This is a genomic window from Mesorhizobium sp. AD1-1 (assembly GCF_020164655.1).
Lineage (GTDB): Bacteria > Pseudomonadota > Alphaproteobacteria > Rhizobiales > Rhizobiaceae > Mesorhizobium > Mesorhizobium ciceri.
On the sequence record NZ_JAIUGP010000005.1, the window covers coordinates 219,773 to 238,607 of the forward strand.

The following is an 18,835-nucleotide window of genomic DNA, read 5'->3' on the forward strand; positions in this document are numbered from 1 at the left end:
GATGATCGGCCAGTCACCGCTCCGCACCGTCATCGCCCACGCCATGCTGATCCTCGGCATATTGATCGTCGCCTTCCCGATCTACTACACGTTCGTTGCCTCGACGCAGACGCTGCAAACGATCCTCAGGCCGCCATTGCCGCTCCTGCCCGGCGATCAGTTCTGGAACAATTACAGCGAGGCATTGTTCGGCGGTGTCGGCCGCATCGGCGGCGTCAGCGTCGGCAGGCTCCTGCTCAACACGACGATCATGGCGCTCGGCATCGCGGTGGGAAAGATATTCATCTCGATCCTGTCTGCCTATGCGATCGTGTTCTTCCGCTTTCCGCTGCGCATGACCTTCTTCTGGCTGATCTTCATCACCCTGATGCTCCCCGTCGAGGTGCGCATCCTGCCAACCTACAAGGTGATGGTCGATCTCGGCATGATCGACACTTATGCGGGCCTGATCATCCCGCTGATCGCCTCGGCCACCGCCACGCTGCTGTTCCGCCAGTTCTTCATGACGATTCCTGGCGAATTGGTTGAGGCGGCGCGGGTCGATGGTGCGGGGCCGTGGCGCTTCTTCTTCGATATCCTGTTGCCGCTGTCGCGGACAAATATCGCGGCGCTGTTCGTCATCCTCTTTATTTATGGCTGGACACAGTATCTGTGGCCGTTGCTCGTCACCAACAGCAGCAACATGAACACGATCGTCATCGCGCTCAGAAAGATGGTCTCCTTCGCCGATGCCGATACGCAATGGCACATGGTCATGGTTACAGCGATGCTGGCCATCGTGCCGCCGATCCTGGTCGTGGTGCTGATGCAACGCTGGTTCGTTCGCGGCCTGGTCGATTCCGAAAAGTGAGAAGCTGATGGCGACCGTCGATCTAAAGGATGTGAAGAAGGTCTACCCCAGCGGTTTCGAGGCCGTGAAGGGCGTTTCAATCGCGGTTCCCGACAAGGAGCTTTGCGTGCTGGTCGGCCCGTCGGGTTGCGGTAAGTCCACGCTGCTCAGAATGATCGCCGGGCTTGAAACCATCTCCTCGGGAACAGTTGCGATCGACGGCAAGATCGTAAACTCAACCGGTCCGACCGAGCGTGACATCGCCATGGTGTTCCAGAACTACGCGCTCTATCCGCATATGAAAGTCTACGACAACATGGCCTATGGGCTGCGCAACCGCGGCACGCCGAAAGATGAGATCGACAGCCGGGTCCGCGCGACGGCGAAAATACTGGAACTTTCGGCGCTGCTCGACCGCCGCCCGCGCGAGCTTTCCGGCGGCCAGCGCCAGCGTGTCGCCATGGGTCGTGCCATTGTGCGCAATCCGAGGGTTTTCCTTTTCGACGAGCCGCTTTCCAATCTCGATGCCAAATTGCGTGGCCAGATGCGCGTCGAGATAAAGAACCTGCAGCGCTCGCTTGGCGTCACGTCGGTCTATGTCACACATGACCAGCTCGAGGCGATGACGTTGGCCGACATCCTCGTCGTCATGAATGCCGGACTGGTCGAGCAAATGGGGGCGCCGCTCGACGTCTACGAAAGGCCGGCCTCGACCTTCGTCGCTTCCTTCATTGGCGCGCCGCCGATGAATCTCCTGCCCCTTTCGCAAGGCCCGGCTGGTCCGGCGCTGGCTGATGGCAAGACGATTGAATTTGCGCCTGCGAACGCCGTCACGCTCGGCTTCCGCCCCGAGGATGCCGACGTCACCTTCGGGTCCGAGGCACCGTCCGGCGCGCTCATCCTGCCGGCGCTGGTCGAGGCAGTCGAACCGGTAGGCGCCGAAAGTTTCCTTCACTGTGCTGCAGGTGGCAGCAGGATCGTCGTGCGGGTCGCGGGTCGCGCCACCGCCACGGTTGGCAACCAATTGCGCGTGGTTGCCAAGGCAGAAAAGCTGCACTGGTTCGATCAGGCCGGAAAGCGCGTCGGCTAATCAGAAAGATATGCCTACGCTCCACCCACGCGGCGTTCAGGCGAAGACATGCGCCTTTCCCGATACAGTCAGCCGGACGATCTCGCCGACCGCCGGCGCGTCCATGCCCGGTTTGCGCAGGACCAGCGGCGTGTTGCCGATCGCTGCCGCATCGGGCGGATCGGCATTGTTCAAGAGCCGCACCGCGACCGTGCACATCGAGCCGGCGAATTCGGATTCCGTCACCTCGCCGAACAGCATGTCCGAGGTGCCGGACATACCCTCGCGCGACGTTCTCTTCAGCGCGATCTGCTCCGGGCGAAGCATGATGCGGGCGATATCGCGGCTGTCATGGGTGTCGACCGCGATGCGGCCGAGCGGCGAGTTGGCGAAGCCATTTGATATCTTGGCCGGCAGGATGATGGCGTCGCCGAGGAATTCGGCGATCATCCTGTCCTTCGGCTTGAGATAGAGCTCGCGCGGCGTGCCGATTTGCGAGAACTTGCCGTCGCGCATCACCGCGACCTGGCTGGCGAAGGACAGCGCTTCGGCCTGGTCGTGCGTCACCAGGATGGTGGTGATGCCGGCGGCCTCCAGAAGTTCGGCCACCGCCTTGCGCATCGAGGCGCGCAGGCCGGTATCGAGCGCCGAGAACGGCTCGTCGAGAAGCATCAGCCTGGGCTTCATCGCCATGGCCCGGGCCAGCGCCACACGCTGCTGCTGGCCGCCGGAAAGCTCGTGCGGGCGGCGTTTGAGGATCGCCTTGTCGAGCCCGACGATATAGGCGAGCTCGACGATGCGCTCAGCGCGCTTGTCCTCGCCGCGGCCCATGCCGAAACCGATATTGTCGCCAATGGTCAGATGCGGAAACAGGGCACCATCCTGCGCCACCACACCGATGCCTCGGCGATATGCCGGCACCGCAGCGCCGCCGTTGGCCAATATGGCACCGTCGAGCGTGATGTGGCCCTGGTCCGGAGCCTCGAAGCCGGCAATCAGCCGCAGCAGGGTCGTCTTTCCGCAACCGGAAGGACCGACGATCGCCGTGCGGCTGCCGCTGGCGACGCTGAGGTCGACGCCGGCAAGAGCCGCCACCGGGCCGTATTGCTTGTGCAGGCCGCTGATTTCGAGAAAGCTCATCGTCCGGCCATCCGTTTCGACTGGACATAGAGCAGCCAGGTCAAGGGCAGCGACATCGCCACCATGATGAAGGCGTAGGGTGCCGCCGAGGCATAATCAATCTCGCCACTGTAGGACCAGAAAGCCATCGCCAGCGTGCGGGTGCCGTTCGGTGCCAGCATCTGGGTGGCGGTCAGTTCGTTCATGATGCCGAGCGCCACCAGGGCCATGCCGGCCGCGGCACCCGGCGCCGACAGGCGGATCGTCGTCGACCACAGCGCCTGCAGCGGCGGCCGGCCGAGGCTGGAAGCGGCGCGTTCGAGCTCGACCGGCGCCTGCGCGATCGATGCCCGCAGGCTGACCAGCGCGCGCGGCAGGAACATCAGCGCATAGGCAACCAGGATGGTGAACAAGGTCTGGTAGAGCGGCAGCGCGATGCGTACGGTGATGGTGACCAACGCCAGTGCGATGACGACCCCGGGCAGCGAGCCGACGATGTAGTTGCAGCCCTCCAGAAGACGCTGCAATGGCCCCGGCGCGCGGATCGAGATCCAGGCCATCGGCATGGCGGCGACGGTGGCGAGCAACGCGCCGGCGAGCGCCAGGAACAGCGTCTGGCCAAGCGCCAGGCCGATCTCGTCCAAGCGCCAGACAGCGGCGCCGCCGGCGGCAAGCCAGCCGCCAATGGTGACGAACGGCACGCCGAGCGCCAAAAGCGTAATAACGACAAGCAAGAGCAGGCTAGGCAGGGTGGCGCGTCCGAGGCTTGTGCGTTGCTGATGGCGCGCCGCGCCGGAGCCGACACGGGCATAGCGCTCCTCGCCGCGCACCAGCACTTCGAGGCCGAGCAGCACGAAGCAACAGCTGACCAGCACGCCGGCCAGCATGTTGGCGGCCGGTCCATTGAAGGTCGACTGGAACTGGTCGACGATCGCCGTGGTGAAGGTGTCGAAGCGGATGAAGACATAGAGGCCGTACTCGGCCAGCAGATGCAGGCCGACCAGCAGCGAGCCGCCGCAGATGGCGAGCCGCAATTGCGGCAGCACGACCCGCCAGAACACGCGCCGGGGCCCAAGGCCGAGTGCGGCGGCGGCGTCTTCCAGGGCGGGATCGAGACGGCGCAACGCCGCCGACACCGGCAGATACAGAAACGGGAAATAGGCGATCACGGAAACCAGCACGCCGGCCCACAGGCCGTGCAGTCCCGGCACCATGGTGACCCAGGCATAGCTGTGCACAAAAGCCGGGATGGCGAGCGGCGCCACGCACAGCCAGGCCCAGAGCCGGGCGCCCGGCAGGTCGCTGCGCTCGGTCAACCAGGCCAGCGAAACCGACAGCACGATGGTGATCGGCACCGAGAGCGCGACCAGCAGGACAGTGTTGACCAGAAGCTCGCCGACACGCGGCCGGAAGACCAGTGCCGAGACTGTTTCCCAGCCGGTCTGCACCGCGATCCAGATGATGAAGGCAAGCGGCACCAGCGCCAGCAGCGCAACGAAGATGGCGGCGAGGACCAGCCAAAGCGGTGCGCGTCGCCGAGCCCTTCGGCCTGTACCCGAAGGCAGGCCCGAATGCGCGAGATCGACCGCGGACTGCATCAGGTCAGACGCCGTGCCGTTGCCGTCCAGCGGCAGCAATTGAAAGACCGCGATCGCGGTCGGGAACACAGCGTGTCGTCATCGACGAATGCCATCTCGAAAAACAAAATCACTCCCGCGGAAGGCGAATTCCCGCGGGAGCGTGGTCGGGTGTCCTTTTAGGACGAATGGCAACTAAAGCAAGCCGGCTGCCGTCATCAGATCGGTGACCTTCTTGGAGTTCAGCGTCGTGGCATCGACCTTCGGCGCCTGCAGATCGGCGAGCGGCACCAGCTTCGGGTTGGAGTCCGCACCCTTGCCGACCGCGTACTCGAAGGAATCGCCGGTTTTCAGCACGTCCTGACCGCCTTTGCCTGTCAGCCATTTCAGGAACGCCTGGGCTTCCTTCGGATGCTTGCTCGAAGCCAGCACACCGCCGCCGGAGATCGAGACGAAGGCGCCCGGATCCTGATCCTTGAAATAGTGCAGCGCGACATTCTTGCTGTTTTCGCCGGTCTTGGCCTGATCGCCGAAATAGTAATAGTGATAGATCACGCCGCCTTCGATCTCGCCGGCATTAACCGCCTTCATCACCGTGCTGTTGCCCTTGTAGGCGGTGAAATTGGTTTTCATCGCTTTCAGCCAGTCGGCGGTAGCGGCTTCACCTTTGAGCTGGAGCAGGGCGCTGACGATGGCCTGGAAATCAGCGCCCGACGGGGAGGCGGCCCAACGGCCTTTCCAGCTCGGATCGGCGAGGTCCAGCATCGACTTGGGCAACTGGTCGGCAGTCAGCTTGGTCTTGTTATAGGCAAAGACCGTGCTGCGCGCGGCAACGCCGACCCATTTGCCGCTGGCCGGCTGATAGTCCTGGGGAACCTGTGCCAGCGTGTCCGCGTCGACCGGCGCGAACAGGCCGGCGCTCTCGACCAGCGCCATGGCCGGTGAGTTTTCGGTCAGGAAGACGTCTGCGGGCGAAGCAGTGCCCTCGGCGACGATCTGGTTGGAGAAATCGCTGTCGCCGCCATTGCGCACGGTGACCTTGATGCCTGTTTCCTTGGTGAAGCCTTCGGCCCACGCCTTGGTCAGGCTTTCGTGCTGGGCGTTGTAGACAATGATGCCATCCTCTTCCGCCTTTGCCGGACCGGCGATGAGGCTGATTGCCAGCGCGGCGGCGCCGGCGAAGGTGGAAAGAGCGTATTTCATGGCATTGTCCTCGATTTCGGGGGTACTAGGTCTGTCACGGCTGCACCTATCGATACATGACAGCTATAGTCAACATTGTTGGTGTGCTTCAATCGGTCGCTGACGTGCAAAGGTCGGTACCGAACGGACAATTCCGCGTGATGCTCACGGTTCGGCGATGCCGCAAACTTTCGTGATTTGCCGACAGTTTGGCTTGGACATTATTTCGCCGGCCACGTAACAAATCAGCGCCGAGACGCGAAAATCGGGGAGTGAACTCTTGTGAGCGGCAAGGACGAGGCCGAACTTTCCCGGCTGATGCGGGCCGCGATCGCGGGAGATGAAAGGGCTTACGCCGACTTTCTGCACCGGATTGCCGCGCTGGTTCGCGGTTTTGCCAGGCGCAAGATCGTGCAGGGCGGGGTCGATCCCGAGGATGTCGTGCAGGAAACCTTGCTGGCCATTCATGTGAAACGGCATACCTGGCGTCAGGATGCGCCGGTGTTGCCGTGGGTCTATGCGATTGCCCGCTTCAAGCTGATCGATGCGTTCAGGCGGCGCGGACGGCGCATCGAGATCGACGTCGACGATATCGCCGAGACGTTCGCCGAGCCGGAAACCGAGACCGTCAGCGAGCGCGACATCAACCGTGCATTGGACGGTCTGTCGCCGGCTCAGCGCTCCGTGGTCTCGGCCGTGTCGGTGGAAGGGCGGTCCATCGGCGAGACGGCGGCAAAGTTCGGCATCAGCGAGACGGCGGTGCGGGTGTCGCTGCATCGCGGACTTGCCGCGATAGCCAAGCGATTCGGGCAGGGGCGGTTCGGGCGGGAATGACATGAGAACGGACGATCTCATCAAGGCGCTGGACGCCGATGCAACCAGCAAGGCGATGCCGCTGCAATCGGCCTGGTGGCTGGCCGCCGGTGCGGCAGCGGTGATCGCGGCCGTCGTTTTCCTGCTGACCATCGGCCCACGTCCGGATTTCATGGCGGCCGCGCACACGATGCGCTTCCTTTCCAAATTCGTCTTCACCATCGTGCTTGCCGTCAGCGCCTTCGCCCTGATCCGTGCCTTGTCGACGCCGGGTGCATCAACGGGCCGGGCGATGGTTGGGATGGCTGCGGCGCCAGTGCTGGTAGCCGTGGCGGTGGTTCTGGAGCTTTTCATGGTGCCGGAGGCGCTGTGGGGAACCAAAATGGTCGGCTCCAACATGATGATCTGCATGGCTTTCATCCCGCTGATCGGCCTCGGTCCGCTTGCCATCTTCCTGTGGATGCTGCGCTACGGGGCGCCGACACGGCCGGTGCTTGCCGGTGCGGTGGCAGGCCTGCTCGCCGGCGGGCTGGCGGCAACCTTCTATGCCGCCCACTGCTTCGACGATTCGCCGCTTTTCGTCGCCACCTGGTACACGATAGCCATTGCAGCGCTCGCATTGCTTGGCGCGCTCGGCGGACGGTTTTTCGTGCGCTGGTAGCGTTGCGCCACGCTCGCCCGCTCGCGCATACCGATCCTTAATCATGCCGGCAATTGTTTGCCGGTTAGCGATGGCACCGGAATGCCTGACGCAACCTTTCCTTAAAATCGATCCGCCAAGGTTGAGGCGAGAACATGCGTTTGCGCACGGGGGTGGCACGTATCGTGATGTGGCGAGGATTGACCAGCCGAGAATCTCTTGGGCGTGCAGGGCTGGCGTTGCTCGTCGCCGGCCTGGGCGTGCTGGCGGCCTCGATCCTGCTGTCGCACCTGGACCTGGGCACCGAAGCCTTGAAACTCTGCCTGCAGATCGCGATGGCAGTGGCGGCGGGCGCGCTGTTCCTCGCTGCCCTGTCCACCCGCAGGATCAGCAGGGATCGCCAACAGATCGCCGAGAGCGAGCTGCGCTTCCGCCGCGCCATGGAGGATTCAGCGATCGGTATCGTCGTTGTCGGTCTCGATGGGCGCATCCGCCAGACCAATCCGGCCTTCGCGGCCATGCTTGGCTACACAAGCGAAGAGATCGAGACGCTGACTTTCTTCCAGATCACGCATCCCGACGACCAGCAGATCGGGCGGGAGACGATGGACGATCTGAAGGCGGGCACGGTCAATTCCTTCCATTTCGAGAAGCGCTATCTCCGCAAGGACGGAACGCCTGTCTGGGCCCATCTTGCCGGTTCGGTCATTCGCGATGAGACCAGCGGCCGCCCGCTCTATCTCGTCTCGCAAATCGAAAACATCGACGCTCGCAAGCAGGCCGAGGCGCGCATTGCCGAAGCGGAAACGCGTTGGAATTTCGCGCTCGCCGGCGCCGGCCAGGGCGTCTGGGACCTCGACATGCGCAAGGGCGGCACGACCTATTCCTCGACCTGGGTCAAGATGCTGGGCTATGCGGATGGCGAGCTCGATGGCGACACCGACCGCTGGCTGACGATGATCCATCCTGATGATCGCGAGACTGTCGCCGAAGCGGATCGCGCTCATCTCGAGGGCAAGACACCGTTCTTTGAGGCCGAGTTCAGGATGCGCCACAAGGATGGCCACTGGGTGTGGATCCTCGACCGCGGCAAGGCCATCGAACGTGATGAGGATGGACGGCTGATCAGGGCCATCGGCAGCTTGACCGACATCACCCGCCGCAAGGAGGCCGAAGAGCGCCTCACCGTGTCGGCGGCAATGCTTGCCGATGAAAAGGAGCGGCTGAGGGTGACGCTGCAATCGATCGGCGATGCCGTGATCTGCACCGATGCCGCAAACCGGATCACCTTCATGAACCCGGTCGCCGAAAAGCTGACCGGGATTGCCGGCGGCGAGGCTCTCGGCAAGATGCTTGGCCATGTCTACTGGGCGGTCGATGAGGAGACGGGGCACAGGATCGGCGTGACCCGGCCCGCGGTTGGCGTTCATGCGCCCGCCGACCAGAACAGCCGCGCCGTCCTCATCCGGCGCGACGACACGCGCTGCAGCATCCGCCAGGTGGTGTCGCCGATCGTCAACGACCGCCACGAATTCTGCGGGCTGGTCATCGTCTTCCAGGACTTTACCGATGCGCGCGCGCTGCAGCGCCAGCTCGCCCACGCCGCGGCACACGATGCGCTGACCGGCCTTGCCAACCGCTCCAGCTTCATCCGCGCCATGGAGGACCTCGTCGGCCAGGCGCGCAAGGACGGCACCGCCGACACGACAAGGTCGGTCGGCGACACGACAAGGTCGGTCGGAGGCGCCGGACATCAGTTCATGTTCATCGACCTCGACCACTTCAAACTGGTCAACGACACGGGTGGTCACGCGGCGGGAGACGCGCTGCTGAAGCGGGTCGCCGTGGCTATTCGCGGCGTGCTTGGTCCAGACGACATCGTCGCTCGCCTCGGCGGCGACGAATTCGCGGTCGTTTTGAAATCGGGTTCGGCAGCCGGCGCCAAGATCGCGGCGCGCTCCATCATCGATGCGATCGGCGGGCTAGACTTCACCTGGGACGGCCGTCCTCACGTGATCGGCGCCAGCATCGGGTTGGCTGCGATCAATGCCAATTGTGGCGAGGTCGACGAGATCATCGCCAGGGCCGATGCGGCTTGCTATGCCGCCAAGGCGGCGGGCCGTGGCTGTGTCTCCGTGGCGCCCGACGCACAGATCGTGGATGGCCGGACAGAGCCACTGGCGGTGGCCTCCTGATAGACCCGTCGCCGTTGAACCGAAAGGCTTGTCCCTGATTTGCGCCGACGATCCGCTCAGCGCGTCGGGACGGGATGCTCGCCGCGATAGTCGTAGAAGCCGCGCCCGGTCTTGCGGCCGAGCCAGCCGGCCTCGACATATTTCACCAGTAGCGGGCAAGGGCGGTACTTGGAGTCCGACAGGCCGTCATGCAGCACCTGCATGATCGACAGGCAGGTATCGAGCCCGATGAAGTCAGCCAGCTGCAGCGGTCCCATCGGATGGTTGGCGCCGAGCCGCATGGCGGTGTCGATGGCGTCGACCGAGCCGACACCCTCATAGAGCGTGTAGATCGCCTCGTTGATCATCGGCAGCAGGATGCGGTTGACGATGAAGGCAGGAAAATCCTCCGAGACCGTGATCGTCTTGTCGAGCTGCTTCACATAGGTCTTGGCTGCCTCGAAGGTCTGGTCCTCGGTGGCGATGCCGCGCACCAGTTCGACCAGCTTCATCAACGGCACCGGGTTCATGAAATGTATGCCGATGAACCGCTCGGGCCGGTCTGTCTGCGCGGCAAGCCGCGTGATCGAGATCGACGAGGTGTTGGTCGCCAGGATGGCTTCGGGATTGAGCTGCGGACAAAGCTGGGCGTAGATCTTGCGCTTGACCGTCTCGTCCTCGGTCGCCGCCTCGATCACCAGGTCAGCACCCGCAAGATCGGCCATCGCGGGCGCGGCCGAAATGCGGCCCATCGCATCGTTGCGCACCTTCTCGTCGAGCTTGCCGGACCCCACCTGGCGGGCCATGTTGCCGCTGATCGTGGCGATGCCCTTCTCGATGCGGTCGGGCGAGATATCGTAGATCAATACCTTGTAGCCTGAAAGCGCGGAGACATGGGCGATGCCGCCACCCATCTGGCCCGCGCCGATGATGCCGATCGTCTCGATCTTGCTCATTACACCGATCCCGTCCTGAACCCTTCCGCTTGAACTGCGAAAGCGCTCCACCTTTTATTTTACCGCAATCCCGGACGCAAAACCGCTGCGCACTTTGCTGGATTGCTTTCAGCCTTTGCGGCCTGCTTTTTGTGCGGTGCAAACTAAAAGGGCGGGGCGACTTCGTCTACCCCACCCTCACCATTTAATACGCTTTGGCAGAAAGCGTCAAAGCGCCTTTTGCAGTTCCGGCAGGATGACGAACAGATCCCCGACGAGGCCGTAGTCGGCAACCTGGAAAATCGGCGCCTCCTCGTCCTTGTTGATGGCGACGATGACCTTGGAATCCTTCATGCCGGCAAGGTGCTGGATGGCGCCGGAGATGCCGACCGCGATGTAGAGATCGGGGGCAACCACCTTGCCGGTCTGGCCGACCTGCCAGTCGTTCGGCGCATAGCCGGCATCGACGGCGGCGCGGGAAGCGCCGACCGCGGCGCCGAGCTTGTCGGCAACCGGCAGGATGACCTCCTGGAATTTCTCCGAGGAGCCCAGCGCGCGGCCGCCCGAGATGATGATCTTGGCCGAGGTCAGCTCCGGACGGTCGGTCTCGGAAAGCTTGTTCTCGATGAAGGTGGAGAGGCCCGGATTGGCCGCGGCCTTGACGGTCTCGACGGCTGCCGAGCCGCCCTCGGGGGCTGCCTGGAAGGAGGCGGTGCGCACGGTGATCACCTTCTTGGCGTCGCTCGACTGCACCGTCTGGATGGCGTTGCCGGCATAGATCGGACGCTTGAAGGTGTCGGGCGATACGACTTCGATGATCTCGGACACCTGCGCGACATCGAGCAGCGCTGCGACGCGCGGCGCGACATTCTTGCCCGACGAGGTCGCCGGGGCGATGATGGTGTCGTAGGCGCCGGCCAGCGAGACAACGAGTGCCGCAGTCGGCTCTGCGAGGCGCTCGGCCAGTTCGTCGGCTTCGGCCAGCAGCACCTTGGTGACGCCCTTCAATTTGGCGGCGGCATCGGCAGCTCCCTTGGCGCCCTTGCCGGCGACCAGCACATCCACGTCCGAGCCGATCTGCAGGGCCGCCGACAGCGCCTTGGCGGTCTGGTCGGAAAGGCTTGCGTTGTCGTGTTCTGCAATCAGAAGAATAGCCATTGATGATATTCCTGACTTTCGTCTTCGCGGCTCCCTGAAATCCGGTCAGGCCGAGTCGAAAACGGTTGGTTTCGAGAACCGGAGCGGAGCGTACTTCTGTACGTGAGCACCGGAAGCGGAGAAGCCAGCCGTTTGCAGGCCGGCCTCATCGGATTTCCTTACAGCACGCCGGCTTCGTTCTTCAGCTTGTCGATCAGCTCGGCGACACTCTTGACCTTGACGCCCGCTTTGCGGCCGCTCGGTTCCTCGGTCTTGAGCACTTTCAGGCGCGGCTGGACGTCGGCGCCGTAGTCGGCCGGGCTCTTCTCGTCGAGCTGCTTCTTCTTGGCCTTCATGATGTTGGGCAGCGAGGCATAGCGCGGTTGGTTGAGGCGAAGGTCGGCGGTGACGATCGCCGGCATCTTCAGTTCCACGGTCTGCAGGCCGCCGTCGACTTCGCGCGTCACCTTGGCCTTGTCGCCGTCGAGCACGATCTTGGAGGCGAAGGTGCCCTGCGCCCAGCCCAACAGTGCCGCCAGCATCTGGCCGGTCTGGTTGGAATCGTCGTCGATCGCCTGCTTGCCGAGGATGACGAGGCCGGGCTGCTCGGCGTCGACGACGCCCTTCAGCACCTTGGCGACGCCGAGCGGCTCGGTCTGTTCGTCGGTCTTGACCAGGATGGCGCGGTCGGCGCCCATAGCGAGCGCCGTGCGCAGGGTTTCCTGCGCCTGCTGCGGGCCGATCGAGACGACGATGATTTCTTCCGCCTTGCCAGCTTCCTTCAGCCGGATCGCCTCTTCAACCGCGATCTCGTCGAACGGGTTCATCGCCATCTTGACGTTGGCGAGCTCCACCGCCGAACCATCAGCCTTCACGCGAACCTTGACGTTCGCATCCACAACCCGCTTCACGGGCACAAGGATCTTCATTTGCCTGTCACCTCTTCACGCTAATTGGGCGCGCTATAACAGCCTGCGCCCGTTCTGAGTTGTCGAAAGCCGACATTCCAGGTGGAAATTCTGGCCGGATGGAAATTCTGGTCTTTGCCCGCCTTAGGTTGCGGCGGAGACGTTTCCGTAGTTGCGGCAACCCTGCACGTCAATACGCTGCAAGTGGCTCAAATCGGTTCAGTCCGAACTGGAAGCGTTTCCGCGTCCCCAGCGCGGTGTCGCGGCGGGTTGATCGGGGATCAGCGGTTCCGTGGCAACCGGCGGCTGGTCGGGCGCGGCGGGCGCGACGTCTTCGTCGGCGCCGGCAAACAGCGGCACGCCGCGGCTACGCAAGACAAGCACCAGAACGGCGCCGGCGATGATGCCGCCGATATGGCAGGCCCAGGAGATCTGATCCTCGCCGCCGGCGGCAAACATCACCACCTGGAAGAGGACCCACAGGATGAGCGGGATGAAGGCCGGAATACGCAGCGGGATGCGGGCGAAGGCCAACACCCAGACCTTCACCCTGGGATAAAGGATCAGATAGGCGACGACCACGCCGGCGATGGCGCCCGAGGCACCGATCAGCGGCACCTGCGAGTCCCAGGCGACGAGGCCCTGGAAGGCGGCGCCGGCGATCGCGCACAACAGGTAGAAGATGAGGTAGCGGATGTGACCGAGCGCGTCCTCGACATTGTCGCCGAACACCCACAGGAACAGCATGTTGCCGCCGAGGTGGAAGATGTCGGCATGCAGGAAGGAATAGGTGAGGTAGCTCAGGCTTTCGGGGATGACGATAAAACGGGGATCGAGCTCGGCGGTGTCATGGACGACCGACGGGATGAAGCCGAGACCAAGCACGGCGGCATTGGAGAAACTCTCGCCGCCGAGCGCGGTGACGAGGTAGACCAGGGTGTTGGCCACGATCAGCCCGATGGTCACATATTGCAGGCGGATGTGGCGCAGCCTGTTGGTGTCGTAAAGCGGGATGAACATGCCCCAGGCCCTCTTCCGCTTTCGACAATCAGCGGTTCTTGCCGGGAACCCATAGCACGTCGGCGTTTCCGTTGTCATTGACCGCCCGGGCGGCGACAAACAGGAAATCCGAGACGCGGTTGATGTATTTCAGACCGTCGCGGTTGACGTGCTCGTTCGGGTCCTGGGCCAGTGCGACCATCAGCCTTTCGGCTCGCCTTGCCACGGTGCGGGCAAGGTGAAGTGCCGCCGCCGCCGCTGTGCCGCCATTGAGCACGAAGGATTTGAGCGGCTGAAGCTCCTTGTTGAGAAGGTCGATGTCCTTTTCGACCCGGTCGGTCTGCACGGCGACGATGCGAAGCGGCTCATAGCCGAGCGGCTTGCCGTCGTCGGGTACGGCGAGATCGGCGCCGAGATCGAACAGATCGTTCTGGATGCGGGACAGCATGGCGTCGATCGCGGGATGGGCCGCGGCCGTGTGGACCCTTGCGATGCCGATGCAGGCATTGGCCTCGTCGACCGTGCCGTAGGCCTCTACCCGCAGATCGGATTTCAGCCGCCTCTCGCCGGTGCCGAGACCCGTGGTGCCATCATCGCCGGTGCGGGTGTAGATCTTGTTGAGCTTGACCATTTCGCCTCCCCGGCCGCCGGCATCCTCACTTGCGGGTGAAATACACCGCCAGCAGGATCAGCACCAGCGCCACGGCCTGCAGCATGACTCGCGCCTGCATCAGCTTGTTCGAGGTGACGCCGGAGCCGCCGCGCATCATGTTGATGAGGCCGCGAACAAGCACGACCGCAACGGCGACCATGACCAGAATGGCGAGAATGTTGAAGACGGTTGCCATTGCTTCGTTCCAGTTGGTTGGCGTTCAGGCGCGTTTGGCCATCAGGCGGTAAAGCATCGATGCCGGCAGGATGCGTCTGAGCACCGCGCCGATCCTGGCGGGCACTGTTACCACATAGTGCGGGCGTGGGCGCCGCGACAGAAGTGCATGGCGCAGCGCCGCATGAACCACTTCCGGCCCTGGCTTCAAGGCCGATTGGCTGCCGCCGGCCCGCAGTCGCTCGAGTTGCGCCGCATAGTCCACGCGGTGCACGGAATTCTCGTGGTCGATGTTGCTGAGAAACCAAATGAGGCCATTGCTGGCGATCTTCGACTTCACCGGCCCCGGCTCGATCAGCGAAACGTGGACGCCGCTGGCCGCCAGTTCCTGGCGCTGGCAGAGCATCAAGGCCTCCAGTGCGTGCTTCGACGCCGAATAGGCGCCGCGAAAGCGCACCGGCACGAGGCCAAGGATCGACGAACAGTGGACGATGCGGCCCTGACCCTGGCGGCGCATCACCGGCACCAGCCGGCGGGTCAAATCATGCCAGCCGAAGAAATTCGCCTCGAACTGCTGCTTGAGCGCGGCAACGGGCAGATCCTCGACGGCGCCCGGCTGCGCATACGCGCCGTTGTTGAACAGGGCGTCGAGCCGGCCGCCGGTGCGGTCGAGCACCGCCGTCACCAGCGCGGCGATGGAGTCCGGCTCGCAATAATCGAGATAGAAGGCCTCGATGCCATCGGCTTCGAGCGCGGCGATGTCCTGCGGCTTGCGCGCCGTTGCGAACACCCGCCAGCCCTCCGCCTTCAACGCGCGGGCGCAGTACGCGCCTATTCCCGAAGACGCACCGGTGATGATAATCGAGCGCAACTTCTGCGCCGGACTGTTCGTGGTTTCGCCAAGGGTTGCCATTTGCCGCAATCCCTTCCCATATTCCCGGCGTGGAGACAATTGGAGGGCGCGGTTCTTGTTGCGGAAGATCGTAGCCCTCAAGCGGGTCCTCTACGACGCACTTGGCCATTTCAACACCGATGACGGCTGGGCGATGGCCAGCCATCTGGCGATCACCTCGCTGATGGCGCTGTTCCCGTTCCTGATCTTCGCGACGACGCTGGCGAGCTTCCTCGGCGCGCAGGCGTTCTCCGACACGGCCGTGCATCTGGTCTTCGACACCTGGCCCGAACAGATCGCCAAGCCGATCGCGCGCGAAGTGCTCAATGTGCTGACCGTCAGGCGCACCGACCTTTTGACCTATGGTGTGGTGCTTGCGGCCTATTTTGCCTCGAACGGCATCGAGGCGCTGCGCACGTCGCTCAACCGCGCCTACCGCGTCTCGGAAACGCGCGGCATCATCTACCGCCGGGTGCAGAGCATCATCTTCGTTCTCATCGCCACGGCCGGTTTCCTGGCGATCAGCGTGCTCCTGGTGTTCGCGCCGCTGCTGGCGCGGCTCGCGGAAGCCCATATCGACTGGATCAAGCCCTATATGGGCACCATTACGCTATGGCGTTACGTCATCGCTTCGGCGGTCATTGTCGGCGGATTGTTTGCCGTCCATTTCTGGCTGCCGGCGGGCAAGCGCCGCTTCGTGTCGCTGGTGCCGGGCATCGTCTTCACGCTGGCGGCATGGCTTATCGGTTCGACCATCTTCGCCACCTATCTCGACCACTTCTCGTCCTATGTGACGACCTATGCCGGCCTGGCCTCGATCATGATCGCCGTGGTCTTCCTCTACATGGTGTCTGCGATCTTCATCCTCGGCGGCGAGCTCAATGCCGCGATCAGCCGCTACCTGGAGGCGCGTGCGCGGGTGGGATGACAGGTCGAATTGAGGAATTGAAGAATTGGAGAAAAAGCGGGCCATATCCGGCGCTGTCTGCTTCTTCCTCAATTCCTCAATTCCTCAATTCCTCAATTCCACAGTTCTTCCCTTGGCCTGCCGCGCCGTTGCCAGGCCGACGCCGAATGTCGTGATCGCCATGCCGGCAATCTGAAGTGCGTTGAGCTGCTCGTCGAACAGGGCCCAGGCGATGATCGCCGTCACCGCCGGCACCAGGTAGAACAGCGAGGCCACCTTCGACATCTCGCCGTCGCGGATCATCACCATCAGCAGGAAGATGGCGCCGAGCGACAGCACCAGCACCAGCCAGGCCATGGCGAAGATGAGTTCGCCATTGATGACGACCGTGTGGGTTTCGAAGGCGAGGGAGGCGACGAGCATCAGCGAGCCACCGCCGACATATTGCCACATGGTCGCCGCGACGAGGTCGCCGCCGGAGGCAAAGCGCTTCTGCCAGATGGTGCCGGCGCTCATGCCGAGCACCGAAACCAGCGAGGCGGTCAATGTCGCCGCGGTCACGCCGCCGCCGAGCGCGCCGAGCTTCGGCCACAGCACGATGACGATACCGATGAGGCCGATGCCAAGGCCAAGCCAGTGACGCGGCAGGATCGCCTCGCCGAGGAATTTGCCGGCCAGCACCGCCGTGATCAGCGGCTGCAGGCCGACGATGAGGGCCGAAAAGCCGGCCGGCATGCCCCTGTGGATGGCCCAGAACACAGCGCCGAGATAGACGCCATGCATCAGGATGCCCGCGCCGGTGGCATGCAGCGCCTCCTCGCGGGTGGCTTTTTTCGAACCCAATACAAGCATCAGGACGGCCAGCAGGATGGCGGCGATGACGAACCGCGCGGCGAGGAAGGTGAACGGCTCCGCCCATGGCATGGCGTAGCGCGCGCCAATGAAGCCGGTCGCCCACAGAACGACGAAGGTGGCGGGAATGAACCGCTTGATGCTGTGCATGTTCCGGAGTCCGCCGCACTGGAGAGAATTGCCGTGGCGATGCTCTAATCCCGTTCACCCCGGCGCGCAAAGCGAAACGGTTGATCCATAGATCACCGGAATTCAACGCCGGCCCATCTGGGGTGGCTTCTTGGTCTCACCGGGCTCAAAGCCCGACCATTCGCCTGATGTCGTCAGGCGATGCGCCGGCATGGCGCAAGGCGGCAAGGCCGGTATCGCCCAGGCTCTTCGACAGTTTTCGCCCGTCGGGCCCGAGGATGAGGCGATGATGGAAATAGGCGGGTTGCGGCAGTCCCAGGAGTTGCTGCAGCAGGCGCTGCACGCCGGTGGCGGAAAACAGATCTTGTCCGCGCACGACGTGGCTGACACCTTGCAGGGCATCGTCCATGACGACGGCGAGGTGGTAGCTGGTCGGGATATCGCGGCGCGCCACGATCACGTCGCCCCAGTCCTGCGGACGGGCTTCGATCGAGCGTGTCGCGGAAAGCGTCTCGTCGGCGAATTCGGTCCAAGACAGGTCCTTGCCGACACGCGCCAAGGCGGCATCGACATCCAGCCGCCAGGCGAAGGGCGCATTCCCGGCGATCCGCCGCTGGCGTTCCTTGACTGGCAGCGCCTTGTCAGCGGCGGGGTAGAGCGGCACGCCATCGGGATCGCGCGGCCAGTCGCGCCCACGCTTTTCACTGTCGGCGATGAAGGCGCGGATCTCGCCACGGCTCATGAAGGCGGGATAGACGAGTTCCTCCCGGACCAGCCGCTCGAGCACCGCCTGGTATTCGGCGAAATGCTCGGATTGGCGGCGCACCGGCTCTTCCCAGCCAAGCCCCAGCCATTCCAGGTCGGCAAGCACGCCGGCCTCGAATTGCGGCGTGCAGCGCGTCGTGTCGATATCCTCGATGCGCAGCAGCAGGCGGCCGTCCCCCCGTGCCGCCAGCTTCCGGTTGAGCAGCGCCGAATAGGCGTGGCCGAGATGCAGGTCGCCATTGGGGCTGGGCGCGAAGCGGAATGTCAGGAGTGTCATCTCTGCGGCGGCAATCGGGTTGTGCGGCGGTTTTGCCAATTGCTACCGTGCTGCCGGTTCAGGAACAAGAAAGCATGCAGCGTATCGCGACATCGGACGACATTGCCCGGGGGCTCGATGCGCTTTGCGTGATCGACCCGCGCCTGGAAAAGGTGCGCGGCATGGCCGGCGAGGTGCCGCTGCGGCTGTCCGAACCGGGGTTTCGAAGCCTGGCGTCGATCGTCGTCTCGCAGCAAGTGTCCCGCGCCAGCGCCGATGCGATCTTCGGCCGGCTGACCAAGCTCGTCGATCCGCTGACGCCGCAGGCCATCCTGGCCGCCGGCGAGGACATGTTTCGCGAGGCCGGCCTGTCGCGGCCGAAGCAGCGTGGCCTGATCGCAATTGCCCAGGCCGTGGTCGACGGCCTCGACCTGCATCACCTCTGTTCGCTCGATGCCGAGGAGGCGATCACGACGATGACGGCGGTGTCCGGCATCGGCCCGTGGACGGCGGAAGTGTACCTTTTATTCGCCGCCGGGCACCCCGACATTTTCCCCGCGCGTGATGTCGCGCTGCAGAGCGCGGTCGGCCACGCGCTCGGCATCGAGCCGCGTCCGCCGGAGAAAACGCTGATCGCATTGGCCGAATCATGGAGCCCGTGGCGAGGTGTCGCATCGCGGCTTTTCTGGTCCTATTATCGTGAAACCAGAGGGCGGGACGCCGCGCCGCCGGCCTGAATCCGCGAAAAATCATAAAAATCATGCATTTTTGGCGCTTCAGCGACGCGACAATCCGCTTCACATCCCTGTCATGTCGGGCTTACAGT

The 18,835-nt window shown here is 63.8% G+C and carries 19 protein-coding genes; 7 read left to right on the forward strand and 12 right to left on the reverse strand.

Annotated features, from left to right (window positions below):
- Position 1 precedes the first annotated feature (1 nt).
- A complete protein-coding gene (ugpE, locus tag LB519_RS12660) occupies positions 2-850 on the forward strand; it encodes a sn-glycerol-3-phosphate ABC transporter permease UgpE (protein WP_224620170.1) in 849 nt (282 codons plus the stop codon).
- Between the two features lie 7 nt (positions 851-857).
- Complete coding sequence (locus LB519_RS12665; RefSeq protein ID WP_024503776.1) at positions 858-1,919, forward strand: sn-glycerol-3-phosphate import ATP-binding protein UgpC; 1,062 nt, start codon at positions 858-860, stop codon at positions 1,917-1,919.
- 36 nt (positions 1,920-1,955) lie between these two features.
- Here LB519_RS12665 and LB519_RS12670 read toward each other — a convergent pair whose 3' ends face one another.
- From LB519_RS12670 to LB519_RS12680, 3 genes are all read right to left on the reverse strand, one after another.
- Positions 1,956-3,038, reverse strand: coding sequence for an ABC transporter ATP-binding protein (locus tag LB519_RS12670; RefSeq protein WP_013529417.1), 1,083 nt, complete (start codon positions 3,036-3,038; stop codon positions 1,956-1,958).
- A complete protein-coding gene (locus LB519_RS12675; protein WP_224620219.1) occupies positions 3,035-4,615 on the reverse strand; it encodes an ABC transporter permease in 1,581 nt (526 codons plus the stop codon). Before LB519_RS12675 ends, LB519_RS12670 begins: the two co-directional genes overlap by 4 nt.
- A 174-nt stretch (positions 4,616-4,789) precedes the next feature.
- The gene (locus LB519_RS12680; RefSeq protein WP_224620171.1) at positions 4,790-5,797 is read right to left on the reverse strand and encodes an iron ABC transporter substrate-binding protein; all 1,008 of its coding nucleotides are present in this window, start codon (positions 5,795-5,797) and stop codon (positions 4,790-4,792) included.
- A gap of 261 nt (positions 5,798-6,058) precedes the next feature.
- Between LB519_RS12680 and LB519_RS12685 the strand changes: the two genes are divergently transcribed.
- From LB519_RS12685 to LB519_RS12695, 3 genes are all read left to right on the forward strand, one after another.
- On the forward strand, positions 6,059-6,610 hold the full coding sequence (locus LB519_RS12685) for a sigma-70 family RNA polymerase sigma factor (RefSeq protein WP_013529420.1): 552 nt from the start codon (positions 6,059-6,061) through the stop codon (positions 6,608-6,610).
- Position 6,611: 1 nt separating this feature from the next.
- Complete coding sequence (locus LB519_RS12690; protein ID WP_013529421.1) at positions 6,612-7,250, forward strand: NrsF family protein; 639 nt, start codon at positions 6,612-6,614, stop codon at positions 7,248-7,250.
- A gap of 134 nt (positions 7,251-7,384) precedes the next feature.
- Positions 7,385-9,424, forward strand: a complete 2,040-nt coding sequence (locus LB519_RS12695; protein ID WP_224620172.1) for a PAS domain S-box protein — start codon at positions 7,385-7,387, stop codon at positions 9,422-9,424.
- 56 nt (positions 9,425-9,480) lie between these two features.
- Here LB519_RS12695 and LB519_RS12700 read toward each other — a convergent pair whose 3' ends face one another.
- From LB519_RS12700 to LB519_RS12730, 7 genes are all read right to left on the reverse strand, one after another.
- On the reverse strand, positions 9,481-10,359 hold the full coding sequence (locus LB519_RS12700; RefSeq protein ID WP_013529423.1) for a 3-hydroxybutyryl-CoA dehydrogenase: 879 nt from the start codon (positions 10,357-10,359) through the stop codon (positions 9,481-9,483).
- Positions 10,360-10,566: 207 nt separating this feature from the next.
- Positions 10,567-11,496, reverse strand: coding sequence for an electron transfer flavoprotein subunit alpha/FixB family protein (locus LB519_RS12705; protein WP_224620173.1), 930 nt, complete (start codon positions 11,494-11,496; stop codon positions 10,567-10,569).
- A gap of 158 nt (positions 11,497-11,654) precedes the next feature.
- Complete coding sequence (locus tag LB519_RS12710; RefSeq protein ID WP_224620174.1) at positions 11,655-12,404, reverse strand: electron transfer flavoprotein subunit beta/FixA family protein; 750 nt, start codon at positions 12,402-12,404, stop codon at positions 11,655-11,657.
- A gap of 198 nt (positions 12,405-12,602) precedes the next feature.
- Positions 12,603-13,403 carry a rhomboid family intramembrane serine protease gene (locus tag LB519_RS12715; protein WP_224620175.1) on the reverse strand — a complete coding sequence of 267 codons (801 nt, stop codon included), beginning with the start codon at positions 13,401-13,403 and terminating at the stop codon, positions 12,603-12,605.
- A 28-nt stretch (positions 13,404-13,431) separates the two neighbouring features.
- Positions 13,432-14,013, reverse strand: coding sequence for a cob(I)yrinic acid a,c-diamide adenosyltransferase (locus tag LB519_RS12720; protein WP_013529427.1), 582 nt, complete (start codon positions 14,011-14,013; stop codon positions 13,432-13,434).
- Between the two features lie 25 nt (positions 14,014-14,038).
- Positions 14,039-14,230, reverse strand: coding sequence for a twin transmembrane helix small protein (locus LB519_RS12725; RefSeq protein ID WP_013529428.1), 192 nt, complete (start codon positions 14,228-14,230; stop codon positions 14,039-14,041).
- 24 nt (positions 14,231-14,254) lie between these two features.
- Positions 14,255-15,121, reverse strand: coding sequence for an SDR family oxidoreductase (locus LB519_RS12730; protein WP_224620176.1), 867 nt, complete (start codon positions 15,119-15,121; stop codon positions 14,255-14,257).
- A 55-nt stretch (positions 15,122-15,176) separates the two neighbouring features.
- Between LB519_RS12730 and LB519_RS12735 the strand changes: the two genes are divergently transcribed.
- Positions 15,177-16,028: a YihY/virulence factor BrkB family protein gene (locus LB519_RS12735; RefSeq protein WP_013529430.1), complete on the forward strand. Its 852-nt coding sequence runs from the start codon at positions 15,177-15,179 to the stop codon at positions 16,026-16,028.
- Positions 16,029-16,112: 84 nt separating this feature from the next.
- On the opposite strand, the gene LB519_RS12740 is transcribed toward LB519_RS12735, so the two are convergent.
- Both LB519_RS12740 and gluQRS read right to left on the reverse strand, forming a co-directional pair.
- The gene (locus tag LB519_RS12740) at positions 16,113-17,009 is read right to left on the reverse strand and encodes a DMT family transporter (protein ID WP_063169083.1); all 897 of its coding nucleotides are present in this window, start codon (positions 17,007-17,009) and stop codon (positions 16,113-16,115) included.
- 145 nt (positions 17,010-17,154) lie between these two features.
- Positions 17,155-18,030, reverse strand: a complete 876-nt coding sequence (gene gluQRS, locus LB519_RS12745; RefSeq protein ID WP_224620177.1) for a tRNA glutamyl-Q(34) synthetase GluQRS — start codon at positions 18,028-18,030, stop codon at positions 17,155-17,157.
- 74 nt (positions 18,031-18,104) lie between these two features.
- Here gluQRS and LB519_RS12750 point away from each other — a divergent pair, with 74 nt between their 5' ends.
- Positions 18,105-18,746 carry a DNA-3-methyladenine glycosylase family protein gene (locus LB519_RS12750; RefSeq protein WP_013529433.1) on the forward strand — a complete coding sequence of 214 codons (642 nt, stop codon included), beginning with the start codon at positions 18,105-18,107 and terminating at the stop codon, positions 18,744-18,746.
- The last annotated feature ends 89 nt before the right edge of the window (positions 18,747-18,835 follow it).

Excerpts from the sequence above, each read along its gene's own strand:
- LB519_RS12690 (WP_013529421.1), top strand. The coding sequence starts at position 6,612 with ATGAGAACGGACGATCTCATCAAGGCGCTGGACGCCGATGCAACCAGC.
- LB519_RS12750 (WP_013529433.1), top strand. The coding sequence starts at position 18,105 with ATGCAGCGTATCGCGACATCGGACGACATTGCCCGGGGGCTCGATGCG.
- LB519_RS12710 (WP_224620174.1), bottom strand. The coding sequence starts at position 12,404 with ATGAAGATCCTTGTGCCCGTGAAGCGGGTTGTGGATGCGAACGTCAAG.
- LB519_RS12665 (WP_024503776.1), top strand. The coding sequence starts at position 858 with ATGGCGACCGTCGATCTAAAGGATGTGAAGAAGGTCTACCCCAGCGGT.
- LB519_RS12680 (WP_224620171.1), bottom strand. The coding sequence starts at position 5,797 with ATGAAATACGCTCTTTCCACCTTCGCCGGCGCCGCCGCGCTGGCAATC.
- LB519_RS12670 (WP_013529417.1), bottom strand. The coding sequence starts at position 3,038 with ATGAGCTTTCTCGAAATCAGCGGCCTGCACAAGCAATACGGCCCGGTG.
- LB519_RS12700 (WP_013529423.1), bottom strand. The coding sequence starts at position 10,359 with ATGAGCAAGATCGAGACGATCGGCATCATCGGCGCGGGCCAGATGGGT.
- LB519_RS12725 (WP_013529428.1), bottom strand. The coding sequence starts at position 14,230 with ATGGCAACCGTCTTCAACATTCTCGCCATTCTGGTCATGGTCGCCGTT.
- LB519_RS12695 (WP_224620172.1), top strand. The coding sequence starts at position 7,385 with ATGCGTTTGCGCACGGGGGTGGCACGTATCGTGATGTGGCGAGGATTG.
- LB519_RS12740 (WP_063169083.1), bottom strand. The coding sequence starts at position 17,009 with ATGCACAGCATCAAGCGGTTCATTCCCGCCACCTTCGTCGTTCTGTGG.
- LB519_RS12705 (WP_224620173.1), bottom strand. The coding sequence starts at position 11,496 with ATGGCTATTCTTCTGATTGCAGAACACGACAACGCAAGCCTTTCCGAC.
- LB519_RS12720 (WP_013529427.1), bottom strand. The coding sequence starts at position 14,013 with ATGGTCAAGCTCAACAAGATCTACACCCGCACCGGCGATGATGGCACC.
- LB519_RS12675 (WP_224620219.1), bottom strand. The coding sequence starts at position 4,615 with ATGCAGTCCGCGGTCGATCTCGCGCATTCGGGCCTGCCTTCGGGTACA.
- gluQRS (WP_224620177.1), bottom strand. The coding sequence starts at position 18,030 with ATGACACTCCTGACATTCCGCTTCGCGCCCAGCCCCAATGGCGACCTG.
- LB519_RS12715 (WP_224620175.1), bottom strand. The coding sequence starts at position 13,403 with ATGTTCATCCCGCTTTACGACACCAACAGGCTGCGCCACATCCGCCTG.
- LB519_RS12730 (WP_224620176.1), bottom strand. The coding sequence starts at position 15,121 with ATGGCAACCCTTGGCGAAACCACGAACAGTCCGGCGCAGAAGTTGCGC.
- ugpE (WP_224620170.1), top strand. The coding sequence starts at position 2 with ATGATCGGCCAGTCACCGCTCCGCACCGTCATCGCCCACGCCATGCTG.